The organism is Pseudoalteromonas sp. SMS1, from assembly GCF_021530565.1.
Classification (GTDB): Bacteria; Pseudomonadota; Gammaproteobacteria; order Enterobacterales; family Alteromonadaceae; genus Pseudoalteromonas.
This window is the reverse complement of record NZ_JAKGBI010000025.1, coordinates 98,808-111,815: the sequence shown is the minus strand read 5'-3', so window position 1 is coordinate 111,815 and position 13,008 is coordinate 98,808. Positions and strand designations below refer to the sequence as shown.

Annotated in this window: 10 protein-coding genes; 6 read left to right on the top strand and 4 right to left on the bottom strand. The window is 41.0% G+C overall.

The features are described from left to right. Window positions 1-184 precede the first annotated feature (184 nt). Window positions 185-745, top strand: a complete 561-nt coding sequence (locus L1286_RS21355; protein WP_235409078.1) for a hypothetical protein — start codon at window positions 185-187, stop codon at window positions 743-745. Window positions 746-1,122: 377 nt separating this feature from the next. On the opposite strand, the gene L1286_RS21350 is transcribed toward L1286_RS21355, so the two are convergent. Beyond that, the gene (locus tag L1286_RS21350) at window positions 1,123-2,703 is read right to left on the bottom strand and encodes a S8 family serine peptidase (protein WP_235409077.1); all 1,581 of its coding nucleotides are present in this window, start codon (window positions 2,701-2,703) and stop codon (window positions 1,123-1,125) included. Between the two features lie 439 nt (window positions 2,704-3,142). After that, window positions 3,143-5,158 (bottom strand): tetratricopeptide repeat-containing sensor histidine kinase, encoded by a 2,016-nt coding sequence (locus tag L1286_RS21345; protein WP_235409089.1) that lies wholly within the window; start codon window positions 5,156-5,158, stop codon window positions 3,143-3,145. 228 nt (window positions 5,159-5,386) lie between these two features. Between L1286_RS21345 and L1286_RS21340 the strand changes: the two genes are divergently transcribed. Further along, window positions 5,387-6,229, top strand: coding sequence for a hypothetical protein (locus L1286_RS21340; protein ID WP_235409076.1), 843 nt, complete (start codon window positions 5,387-5,389; stop codon window positions 6,227-6,229). Window positions 6,230-6,296: 67 nt separating this feature from the next. Here the strand turns inward: L1286_RS21340 and L1286_RS21335 are convergent, their stop codons facing one another. After that, window positions 6,297-8,579, bottom strand: a complete 2,283-nt coding sequence (locus L1286_RS21335; RefSeq protein ID WP_235409075.1) for a S9 family peptidase — start codon at window positions 8,577-8,579, stop codon at window positions 6,297-6,299. 486 nt (window positions 8,580-9,065) lie between these two features. On the opposite strand from L1286_RS21335, the gene L1286_RS21330 reads away from it, so the two are divergent. The 3 genes from L1286_RS21330 (at window position 9,066) to gloA2 (ending at window position 11,198) form a co-directional block, all read left to right on the top strand. Continuing rightward, window positions 9,066-9,815, top strand: coding sequence for a type 1 glutamine amidotransferase domain-containing protein (locus L1286_RS21330; protein WP_235409074.1), 750 nt, complete (start codon window positions 9,066-9,068; stop codon window positions 9,813-9,815). Window positions 9,816-9,920: 105 nt separating this feature from the next. After that, on the top strand, window positions 9,921-10,517 hold the full coding sequence (locus L1286_RS21325) for a GNAT family N-acetyltransferase (protein WP_235409073.1): 597 nt from the start codon (window positions 9,921-9,923) through the stop codon (window positions 10,515-10,517). Between the two features lie 294 nt (window positions 10,518-10,811). Continuing rightward, window positions 10,812-11,198: an SMU1112c/YaeR family gloxylase I-like metalloprotein gene (gene gloA2, locus L1286_RS21320; RefSeq protein WP_235409072.1), complete on the top strand. Its 387-nt coding sequence runs from the start codon at window positions 10,812-10,814 to the stop codon at window positions 11,196-11,198. A gap of 67 nt (window positions 11,199-11,265) precedes the next feature. On the opposite strand, the gene L1286_RS21315 is transcribed toward gloA2, so the two are convergent. Next, window positions 11,266-12,273 carry an MBL fold metallo-hydrolase gene (locus tag L1286_RS21315; protein WP_235409071.1) on the bottom strand — a complete coding sequence of 336 codons (1,008 nt, stop codon included), beginning with the start codon at window positions 12,271-12,273 and terminating at the stop codon, window positions 11,266-11,268. A 209-nt stretch (window positions 12,274-12,482) separates the two neighbouring features. Between L1286_RS21315 and L1286_RS21310 the strand changes: the two genes are divergently transcribed. Then, window positions 12,483-12,806, top strand: coding sequence for a winged helix-turn-helix transcriptional regulator (locus L1286_RS21310; protein WP_235409070.1), 324 nt, complete (start codon window positions 12,483-12,485; stop codon window positions 12,804-12,806). Window positions 12,807-13,008 lie beyond the last annotated feature (202 nt).

Sequence of the window (13,008 nt, the reverse complement as noted above, 5' to 3'; positions counted from 1 at the left end):
CCCAGGCTCTTTTTTTAAATTTTAAGTGCACCATCAATTTATTTAAAATCGATACTGATTAATGTTGTAAGTGAATCATGTTGTATATTGGTTTGTATGGCGAATATTGCAAAGATCTTACACAGCAAATAAGATAATATTCCGAAAGGTTTCCCTGTACTGGCAGTTTAATGAGATGTTAAGCATGAATGGCGATTTTGACATTATTTATATTTTGATTTTAGGATGTGAGTTCGCCTTTTGGGTTTTATTATGTGCCGGGTTTGCGATTAGATATGTATTTAACCTCAAGAAACTGAGCGCCTTTGTGCTGGCAAGCGTGCCACTGGTAGACCTATTTCTGTTGGGGTTTGTTGTGATAGACCTTAGTCGGGGAGAAAGCGCAACGTTTGCCCATGGACTGGCTGCGGCCTATATTGGGTTCACTATTGCGTTTGGTTCCACATTGGTGCGGTGGGCTGATCAATGGTTTGCACATAGATTTGGTGGTGCAGCGATGCGAAATGAAGATGTATTATTCGGTTGGTCAGCAGTCATTGATGAGTTCAAACTCTGGTTCCGCTGTATTTTCGCCGTTGCCATTACGTATGGCTTGCTTGTTTTGATAGTCGGTTTTGTAGATAACCCAGCTAAAACAGCGGCGCTGACTATATGGTTTAAAATGCCATTGTTTACGGTTTTCTTTTGGTTTCTGTTCGGTCCATTATGGCGCGTTGTTTTCTTCAAACGGGCGTCAAAGAGTTAAAGTGCTTGTGGTGTGCATGCGCTTATCTCTTTGCAAGTGATTGAATCATCGTAAACTTGCGCGTATAACCTGCCTCCCGATAACTACATGGTCATGTTCAACGCTAATAATGGGGAAGAAAGTAAAATGACGTTGTTAGTGACTGTGTCTGTGCTAGGCAAACTTGCGCTATCTAATGTGTATGTATGTGGTTGAATAAAGCAGTATTACACCACTTCGCGCTGACTGTTATGTCATGTATTGCTTCATTGATACTTCGCACTTATAACTTAATTAAACATCGCATGGCTACTGATAATCAGGCGATGACTGGGTTTTTATGGTTGGGCGGGAGCGGCACAGTAAAAGCGGGGAAGATACCCCGCTAGAAAGTCAATTTACTTATAAGCATATTGCAGTGTTACACCATTGTACGCGTTGTATCCATAGAGGCTAATATGCCACTTCCCTGAATTGGGGTTTGAGAATACACACTGTTCCTCGTTGCCATTTTTCCAAGGGCGACAAGTATAGTTATTCGCGTCAGGTTGTGCATTGTATCTGACATAAAGGTCGGCATCACCAGTGCCGCCTGTGATTTTCAAGCTCATTTCTTTCACGCCTTGAGGGATATCCCAAGTGTAGTGGGTCCAGCCATTTTGAGCGCCTTGTAAATTTGGCAAAGAACCGCTAACTGGGGAGACTCCACCAGGATCGCCACCACCTTGACACCCATTTGTATTCAAATAGTCTGCTGCATCTTTGGCTTTAATGATACCGTGGCCGTAATAATTATCGCGACCCGCTGCACCTTTATCTTTTGCTGTGGCATTTAGTGCCGCTCTTATCTCTTGGTTGGTACATTGTGTATTGTGGCTCCACACTAAAGCGGCAACCCCAGCAACATGTGGGGTTGCCATTGAAGTACCACTTAAACTGCGATACGTATTGGTTGGATAGGTGGAGTTGACGCTTGACCCTGGTGCCGCGATTTCGACTTGATCATTATATTGAGAAAAGGAAGAGCGAGATTCATTGGAGGTAACAGAAGCGACCGAAATGACTGAATTATACGAGGCAGGATAAGACTTAGAGCTGTTCCCATCGTTGCCCGCAGCGGCTACCAGCATTAAACCGCCATCTACAAAGTTTTGCATTGCGGTATTTTCACTATTGGAGTAGTTGCCTCCGCCAAGGCTCATATTCACCACATGAGAACCCGCATCTTTACACTGTTGAATTGCATTGATTAGATTTGATGCATAGGTCCACTGACCATTGTCATCAAATATTTTAACGATATGCAGATCCATGCCCGGATAAACGCCAATTACTCCTTGATTGTTATTTTCAGCAGCAATGGTCCCAGCAACGTGCGTTCCATGACCGTTACCGTCATTGTTCCATCTACCTACCGCATTGTTATTTGCATTACCCGTTACATTACCATACGGCAGATCTGGGTGGCCCAAATTATACCCGGTGTCTATGACACAAACTTTCCTTGCTGAGGTATTCGTTTGAGAAAGAAGGTTCCCTTGTACCATGGTGATACCGTATGGGGTACTTTGTGCAAACGGCGTAATTTGTTTGGCTGACTTATGCGCTGGAGACAAATAACGTTTTGGGTCAATTTCTATCGACTTAATCGATGAAAAGCCGCGCAGCGTTGCTAAGCTGTCCTGATCTAGTTCTGCGACCATAGCCTGTTGGCCATTGAGGCTAAATAGAGGCTCTGCGCCTGCGGTAAATAAGTAATTGAGGGCCATGAAGTCGTTAAAATTAGCTTTAGCACCAGTTAGTTCATCATTGAAATGAATGATGTAACGATTACTCTTAGTGGATTTAGCGGCTAATTTTGCTTTTTGCAATGTGGCTTTTTTTTGCAGAATGGGGGCATCTGCCAGTGCTGAGAAACTAAAAGTCATGGCCGTTGCAGCGGCAATGCTAGAAAGTTTGAATCGCTTGTTGATACTCATGTTTGCTCCTTGTTTTTAACATCGTGTTTTTACTGATAATTCACTTGAACATCAGCTCTGTAAAACAGGGCAAACAAGTGGTTCAACTACTTGCACCTTAAACTCGCTAGGTATTTAACTACGATAAACATATCAGCTATTTAGTGTGTGTTTCACAATAACTTTACGTTTGGAACGGTCTAGGTTCAAGGCTTTCAAAGTGATTTACTTATAATATTTTTGTTTAAAATTTGATCATTTTGATATAAATATTGAAATTAAATGTAAAATATAAAGTTTTTAGGTTCAGTCTAAGGCGCCTTTTACCTACTTCAAAATCCTAGCTGCGCTGTATCTGTGTATATAGAAGTTACTGAGATGGTGTTTATTGGACTATTTGGGGGCATTATTGTAGATGGGACGGTCGCGAATTTGTTCGTGAAGATGTAATACAAGCCTACTATTCGATACGCTTTGGAATGCGCACGATAAACTTAGCGCCACGCGTTTGGTGCTCGTAAAAGATATCGCCTTTCAATACTTGTACCACGGAGTTGTAGGCGATGTTCAAACCCAAACCAAGCTGTCCTTGTCCTAATTGACTCGTGTAGAAGGGATCAAATATATGTTGCTGCGCTTCTTCATTGATCCCCACTCCGTCATCTTTGTAGGTGATTATCACCCACTCACTTTCTTGGCTGATGATTACCTCTATTTTACCAGATGATTGAGCTACAAACCCATGTGTACATGAGTTATTGACCAATTGAGAGATGACTTTTAAGAGTGTCTCTGGGTGAGAATAAACCTTTACAGGCTCGCCTAAGACAGAAAGTGAAATACGTTCATCAAGACTCTGTGCGATGAGTTCTCCTCGTTTTTTGAGATACTCGAGCACTTCAAACTCACTTGCCTCACTGGTATCTAAGCTTGCGGCGATCATTTTAAAACGTGCAATTAAGTCTGCCGCTTTGCCGGAGTTATTCGCTGTCATTGCCAGCATTTCTGAAGCATCCGCAAGGAAGCATTGTAACTGTTTGGCACTGAGCTTCTGATTGCTGAGGCGCTCATGTATTTCTTTTAGTTTGGCTTCAAGGCAAGAGGCAGATGTAACCACTAAGCCAAGGGGGGTATTCAGTTGGTGCGCCATACCCGAAACAAGCGTCGTCATCGCGGACATTTTCTCTGATTCTAGGAGTTGTTTTTGGGTTGATTTGAGATGCTCGAGCGTTTCAATTAAGGTTTGGTTTTTAGCGTTTATACGACGTACAAAATAAAATGTCAGTATGGCAATGATTAAAGCGGCAGCTAACACCAGAATAAGTTGACTTTTAGCTGCTTCCGTATTTATTTGATGCAGTAAGTTTTCTTGTGTCAGTTGTGCAATATCGCGCTCTTTTATAGCTAAATTCATTTGTGCTGCGTAGAAGGCAACGCCGATTTCTGCTTGACGTTGCATAAAGTCAAACTTTGTTTGCATCAAATGTTTGAGCGTATCAAAGGCTTTTTTCCATTCCTGCCGTTGCTGATAGTAGTCGACTAAGAGCTGATAGGCATGCGTTTTCTCTTGGAATCTGGAGTGCGTATCGCTCAATGCTATTACGTTGTCAAGTAGGGGGACTAGGTCTTGGCCATAGCCACTCATAATCTTGAGCTTTATCAATTCAATTTGCGGCGCAATACTGTCAGCGATAGCATTATTCTGTTTTCGTATCTCAATGGCTTCGCTAAGATGATGCTCCGCTGATTGAAGACTACCAAGGGCGAGATAAGTTCTACCAAGGTTATAATGAGACCAAGTACTGTGGTATTTCAGGTTGTTTTCTTCTCTGATTTTAAGGCTTTCCAAGTGGAGTGAGAGTGCCTTATCGAAGTCTTCCAAACCAAAGTAGGCTTCTCCTAAATTGTTTAACCCAACGCCCATTTGTTGCGGAAGGTTTCGCTGTTGTGCATCTTGATAGAAGCGCTCAAAATAAGTTTTGGCATCTTCAAACCGCCCAAGCTTCAAATAAACGTTACCGATGTTGTTTTCGGTTTGTCTTAAAAACAAAGTGGTATCCATGAGCGCGGCTAAACGATAGCTCTCTAGATAGTTTTCCAATGCCCGTTCGTAAAGACTCATGCGTGTTAATGCACCAGCAGTCAGGCTGTAATAACTGAACAAAATGGTTGGATCCGAGACTTCGATGCTTAACTTTTTACAAATAGAAAGGGTAGAAATAGCACTGTGTACGTCATCGGTTTGAATCTGGAACCAGGCTTTCCCATACAGCAATCTAATTTTTTGTCTCGTGGAAAGTTGAAAGTCATTTTCCTTCAAGATACGGTCTGTGGCCGCGATCGCCGTCAGTGGGGATTGTGCTGAAGCCCCTCTGATTTCAGCTCTGAGTTGCTCAAACTCTGTTTCTTTTAAAGGTGCAGCAATAGCGCTTACAGCGAGTAAAGTGTAAACCAATATGGTACAGCGTAAAAACATCAAACGTTGGCTCTTTGCAAATGGCCGGACTATAAGCATAGCAGTTAAAGCGCGCTATGCATTTACAAATAAAAAACAACTTATAAAATGTTTTAAATATATTAATGGGTTTTATTATAATTATTTTTATTGGGTATTTTTGTTTTTTATTTGACAGTGCTTGGTGTTTATATATAATTCGCCGCTGCATAGAGGGGCTATGCATTAATATACTTAAAAGGACGACACATGCTTAATAAAGCACTTTTCACATCTGCATTCATTCTTTCTATTTCAGCTCAAGCTTCAATTGCAACGGTTAACTTAAAGCCAGTTACTAAATCTTCATTTCCATTGAGCTATACAAAAGCAGATACCGAAGGTCTGGATTACAAGAATAAAGCATCAGGTTATTTATCTGGGTTTGCTAAAGCATATGTTGATGTTTCAAAGCATTTTAACACAGTTGAGTCTGTGTGTTTTGAAGTGGATACGACATATTCTGGTTCTGGATCTACCCCTGGTATGGCTGGCATTACGCTATACAAATACTTTGTGTATAGTGATGCCCACAGAGGTAACAACAGCTTTAGCGGCAGTGCTGGTGGCTTAGCTAACACAACCTATTCAAAATGCTTCAATGAAAATGATGGTTTTGCACAAAGCTTTATTCGCGAGGGGCAAATCAGTTTTACACCTTACACTACTGATGAAAACGTCACCATTAGTGATGTGCGAGTTCGTGTAAGTGGTGTATCGAAAGTGCGTGGGGAGCTTATATCGCTTAACGCACAAACAAATGCAGTAGGTCTTCATTCGGGAGAGATGCTCACGCATATTGTTGAGCCAAACATTACTTACTCGTTAGAAATTTTTGATAATAGTGCTGTTTACAATCAAGAAGGGGATAAATACAGTGCCGTTGGTGTCAGCTATATCAACTCTAAAGGTGAAAAGACGCTTAGTACTGTGAATGAGTTTTCACCTTCATTTGTGACTACGCAAGGTGAGCTATCTCTATTTATCATCGGTGACAATGCAAGTAGTCATGGGGAAGTCTTAGTAAATATTAAAAAGGTTAATGAAGGGTAATTTACTTTTTTAAGTATAATAAAAGCCCCATTTATCGGTGGGGCTTTTTAATTATTTCAACTTTATTTTAATTGTCGCTTTCTCTTATTAAATATGACTTTGGGGGTTCAGTACCCAATAAATGGCGGACAAAATAATCCCATCTCTGTCTAATAAAGTAGGTGTTTTTATCAAGCACATGCCCCATATTAGGGTAAATCATCAGGTCAAAATCTTTATTCGCTTTCATTAGTGCATCAGCGAGCTGCAAAGTCGCAGCCGGATGTACGTTGGTATCTAACTCACCGTGAGCAAGTAGTAATTTTCCTTGCAAATGTTTCGCCCAATTCAAGTTCGATTGTGTTTCCCAGTGTGGGGTTTGAGGGTAACCCATCCATATTTCATTCCAGCCTGCTTTATCTACTCTAAAATCATGATTTCCGGATGCAGCAACGCCCACTTTAAAAAATTCTGGATATTTGAACATGGCGTGTGCTGTGTCATAACCTCCTGCGCTAAAACCAAAAATACCGACGCGATTGAGGTCTAAATAGCCGTGTCGCTGTCCAAGTTGTTTGATTGCACTGACGTGATCGTCGCTGCCGCCACTTAAATTCTTGAAAGAATATTCATGAAATTTTCTGCCTCGTTTGCTTGTACCGCGCCCGTCCATTTTTATGACCACAAACCCAAGTTCAGCTAATGCATTTGCTTGGCTATGATAAGTAGCGAATGACTTAGGTGTAAAGAAATTATGTGGTCCAGTATAAATGTCGTCGATTACTGGGTACTGTTTGTTAGGATCAAAATGTGAAGGTAAGTACATTAATCCATACAGTGGCGTTTTTCCATCACCAGCAAGCACCTTAAAAGGTTGCGGAGGCTGCCATCCAGTGGCCAATAAAGCGCTGATATCTGCCTTTTGCAGCGTTCGAATTACCTGTCCATTCTCTGTGCTTCTCAGCATAGAGACTGGCGCTTGAGTCGCTGTGGAGTATGTGTCAACAAAGTAATTGAAATCTGGTGACAAGTGGGTGTTGTGTTCAGCGGCTTCTGGAGTGAGGAGAGTTAAGTCACTTCCATCTAAGTTAACTCGATAGAGATGGCGATAGTATGGATCTCTATCCAACTCCTTTCCTGAGGCTTCAAAGTAAAGTTGACGTTTTTCTATATCGACGCCTCGTATGACACGAACAGTCATGTTTCCTGTTGTGATTGGGTTTCTTAGTTCACCATTGGTTGAGTCATACAGGTAGAGGTGTTGAAAACCAGTGCGTTGTGAACTCCAAATAAAGGCATTAATCTCTGGAAGCGCCCAGTATTGTTGTACCCAAGGATCGATATACTTATCATCTTTTTCTTCTACCAAGACACTCACTGTCGCTGTTACGGGATCAACTTCACGCATAAAGTATTGGCGGTTTCCTCGATAGCGGTTGTGATAAACAAACTTTCCATTACTTTGCCACCATCCCCATACCGCCGCACCATAATAGGTTTGCATCACTGGCGGGGCTTTTAAGTGCGTAGCTGTTTTATTTCGGGTATCTACCAACACCAACTTAGCCATCGGTAGGGCGTCTTGTGCGGCTGAAGGGTAGTAGTATTCCGTGGTTTCTGGTCGCTTACCACGTTGATGGGATGAACGCACTAGCGCATACTTTCCTGTATTGCGGCGATCTAGCTGATAAGTCATTACATAACGACTATTTTCAGACCAATTGGCATAGACCTGATGCGGTTGATAGGGCGTATTTTCGCGTAAGCTGGGTGCGGGGTTTGGGTGCATTAAGCCATAGGGGTGGCCTTCGTTACCGTCATTTGTCAATTTGGTTCTAACGCCATGCTTCAAGTCAACGAGCACCAAATTGTAGTGCTCTACAGTCAGCTGCCAACGATTATCCTTAGAAATACCTGTCACTTTATCTGTTGTTGGTATTTTACTCGAGTGGCATGTATATGTGTCGATGTTACATTGCCACTTACTATTACTCTCTGTGAAACTGATTTGTGGGAAGTTAATACTCAGGGAGTTTAACTTTAGTTTCTCTTTATTAGCGCCCTCTAACCCTGAGTGGCGCAAACTCTTGGCCAGTTTTTCGTGGTTAAATAGTGGCTTTTGAATGTTATTTTTAGGGTCGACGAATATATATTGGTGCCCTTGTTGAAACCAAAACGTGTTACCGTTGTTTATCCAGTTGGGGGTTAGCTTAGTGTGTTTTGCTAGCGGGGCTAAGTTCTGCGGTAAAAATGATTCTGCCCGCTGATAGTTTATGTGTATTTCTGTTTTTGATTGCTTATCGGGGCTGCTTTGGCAGGCGGTTAAAATGCCAACCGCTGTAATTAATGTGACGCCTGAAAATTTCGACATTGTGTAAGTTCCTCAGTTATTGCACGACGTTTATCGCTCATGAGACTGACCGTATGCTTTATTATTCTTGCTTTTTGAAGATGTTACATATCGACTGGAAAACAAGATGCACTGCAGAGTTAGTATCGCTTCACTATATCGTATTGGATTATTGTATACAATATTCAATTTTAAATCTCGGCATCTTCATTGAGAGGTGCTTACAACGTAGCGTCATTTGAGATAAAAAGCTGAACGTGGTGCGTTGTGTATATTAGGTTTGTATATACCAAAAGGTGACGATGCCGAACCAGTGCATTGTACTTGAACCAAAAATCCAAAGATCTAAGCTTGTTTCTTTGTGTTCTCTCATGTTTATTGGGGAGACGTGTCTACCAGTCTATGTCTAATTTTTAACTTTCTTTTTGAATTTTCTTTATTTGTATTTAAACCTTTTTTTTGCTCTTATCGTCTAACTAAAAAAACACAATGATAAAAAGGAATAAAATGAAGTATCTTGTCTCTGTTGTATTGTGTATTGCGGCAACGTTTTCAAATTATCTCTACGCACAGCCTACAAAAGTCTTAATTCTCACCTCTAATCTGGTTGACATGGGGGATCCTGAAAAACATGATGCAAGAAACAACCTTTGGGAAGTCGCGCCGCCATATCATATTTTCTTAAACCATGGATTTGACGTGGACTTTGTTTCTCCAAAAGGAGGCAAAGTTGAGTTTCAGATGTTTGCGATGGGGATCAGTAAATACACGATTAAGTATGAAGGATTTTTAGATAAAACCAACCATACGCTAAAGCCGACTGATGTTAACCCAGATGACTATTGGGGGGTTTACATAGGTGGCGGTTATGGTCCGCTTTTTGATGTCGCCAATGACAAAGCAATTCAAGCCCTGATCGCACAGATATACGAAGCAGGCGGTGTAGTGGGCTCCGCTGGACACGGTGCAGGAGCATTTGCGGATGTTGTCTTGTCTTCAGGGGAATATATGGTCAAAGGTAAGAAAGTAGCTGGATTTCCCAATTCAACAGAAATAACGAAGCCATGGGCAAAGCAAGGTACACTCTTGCCTATTATGGTTGAAGATAAGTTGAATAAAAACGGCGCAATTGCACAGAATAAAAAGACCTTGAAAGATAAAACAGAAGTGGTTATTGATGAGCGTTTAGTGTCGACATTGTTTTTAGACTCGGCAGCTATCGTGGCAAAAGAAATGATCGTAACACATCAGCAATAAGTGATTTGCATACTAAAATCGGTGGTGCTGAACGATTGTGTTAAAATATACAAAGCTCACCGATTTGTTCTCGCTTTGATGGATAGCACGCAAGGAGCACATAGATTGACAATATGTACCTTAAAACAAGGATGGGATGCTTATCACTCCAAAACAGTTGCTGCACTGTATGAAACAGCCTTTGGTACAAAGTTTTCTGCTGCCATTCGCGATAGAAGAGAGCGAATAGCAGTATTTGATAAATGCTTTTTACCCGAATACTCATATGCGGCCAGTGTTGATGATGTCATTGTTGGCATTGCTGGATTTCAGACTCAAGATGGTGCTTTGACTGGCGGGCTAGGTTTTTATGGGCTGATTGAATGTTTAGGGTTATTCAATGGGTTAAAGGCTGCTCTGATATTCAGTTTGTTTGAGAGAAAAGCCAGTAGGAAGGAACTACTTCTGGATGGTATTGCTGTGAATGAAAAATTTCGAGGCCTAGGCATTGGGTCGCAATTACTGGATGCAGTCATTGCGCACGCAATTAAACATAACTACCAGTCCGTCAGATTGGATGTCATAAACAGTAATTTAAAAGCGCGAAAGTTGTATGAAGCCAAAGGGTTTGTCGCGACCAAAAGTGAGTATTATCCATACTTAAAATGGTTGGTTGGCTTTTCGGGTTCTACGACCATGATCTACCAAATTAAAGAAACATAACCGTCACTCCTCTTTACAAATATCAATAGTCTAAAAGTTTAGGAAGCGATTGGTTAGACGAGATTGACGAAACGCTCATTACGTCTATCTTATTTTTTTTGACCAACTCAGGGGTCACTGACTTGATTTTAATTTGACTGGATGAAGTCGCATGCGGTCTCAGATAAAATTAAGTGTCACCTTGATGTAGACTTTATATTTAAGTCATTTCAACTTTGCGTCTATTCACTGCTTCGCTGTATTAGGGAGAACAGTCCCTAATTGCTCGCTCAAAGTACAGAAAAAAGAGGATGTATGTTTATAAAAAAGGTTCATCATGCGGCAATTATTTGTTCAGACTACTCAATATCAAAAGCGTTTTATACCGAAATCCTGAGGCTCACGGTAATTGCTGAGCATTATCGCGCGTCACGAGATTCTTACAAATTGGATTTGGCATTACCCGATGGAGGACAAATAGAGTTATTTTCATTTCCGACACCGCCAAAACGACCAAACAACCCTGAAGCTTGTGGGTTACGGCATTTGGCTTTTGGCGTTGAGTCAATGACACACATGGTTGACTATTTAGTGCGACAAGGGGTGAACGTAGAGCCGATCCGTGTAGATGAATACACAGGGAAACAGTTTACTTTTTTTAAAGATCCAGACGGTTTGCCCCTAGAGCTTTATGAACAATGAGGTGGTGTTAAAATAGGGCAAGTGCATACTTTGCGTTGCGCCATAGCCCTACTAATGAATGACGTTATTATAAAGTTCTCGCAAACATCGCCCAGAACATGACTCTGACATGCGATCGCGCAACAATATCAAATTCTTCCTCTCTGGAGTGACGGTATTTCTTGGTCATCTGAGCAAGTGCATAATCAATGATTTCGTTTGTGTACCCTGCATACCAAGAAAATGGGGAGTCACCTTTAAAGTGTTTGTTGAAATCTGTTTGAGCTAGTCCTTGACGAATGTAATTTTGCACGTCCTTAACGTAATCTCTAACAAACTCTACATCTGCTTTGTAACCAAGGTTGCTATGCCCTGTAACCATCACATCCCAGTCTAACGCGAGAAGGAAGTCAATATCATGTTTGTATGCGATGGCATCTTCTACATTAGAAAAACTTCTAAATTCCAGTTGGTCTGGGTGAACCAAATCAATCGCATGAATAATCTTTCGGTCAGAGTTATTTATAATAAATACTGTGTTGTCAGGGGTGTGGCCATTAAAATTATCAAATACGTTAATTTTATGTCCTTCAAAGTGGAAGGAATCAGAGATGACTCTAGTGACCGCTAGAGGCATTGTTACACCATGGGAAATGAGTGCACTTTGAACTTCTTGGGTCCCTATAACCTCAATATGTCGGTGCTTCAGTTTATTGGCAATTATACTTGAGTCACCCACATGATCAGCATGCGCATGAGAGTATAAAATAGCACTGAGCGGTTTATCTGTGATAGATTCAATCGCTTCGAGTAAACGCGCTCCTGTACCATGAGGTGCGTCAATTAATAGCACGCTTTTGTCGCCTACTACCAGAGAAACATTATAATTGGACACTGAGATCCAATAGACGTCATCGCTTAATCGCTGTACCTCGTATGGTTTTGTGAAGCGCTCGATATGGGACCCTATCACTTTTTGGTTGGGCTGCGCTATTTGATCTTTTGACGCGGGTTTATACACAAATTTAGGCGATGATGCGATACCTGAAAATGACAAAAGTAAAGCGGCAATGGTCGCAGATGTGCGTTTAATCATGATAATTTTCCTAATCATATAAGTTGACAATGAATAGCAGTGAGTCGGTTTAGGCGCGAGAACAATGCTCATTAGTATTGTTTTGTAGTGTTAGTTACTTTTTTATACTATAGGGGTGAGCTGAGCCTAGGTTCAAGTAGGCACATTTTTGTAAGCTAGTATAGTTGAGGTAACCTATGACTAAAAACAAAGACTTAGGAAAAAATGAAATGCCTGAAATCTCAGAAGGGTGCCCCATGACGTCTGTAATGAATGTCATCGGAGGCAAGTGGAAAATTATTATTTTATTTCACCTAAGGGACTCTATTTTAAGGTTTGGAGAGTTGAGAAAACGCATACCTAACATTACTCAAAAGATGCTGACCCAACAGTTAAGAGAATTGGAAAGCGATGGGCTGGTGAAAAGGACCGTCTATCCAGAAGTACCACCAAGGGTAGAATATCAGAGCACTGATTTATCTGATGAACTTCGTGACATTATAGATATGTTGTGTGATTGGGGGAAAAGACAGCAGAAAGTGTCTGGATTGTGAATTAATCATTTCTTTGTGATTATATTGAATCATTGTAAATTTTTTGAGTGATTTTAATGATTAAATTAATATTTGCTTTCATTATTTATAGTGGGTTTGTTTATTGCTAATAAATAGGTTGTGGACTTTGTTATTGTAATTAAATACATTTGTTTTGTTGCGACTTTTTATGAGAAAATAATTAGGTATTTGTGATCTTGGC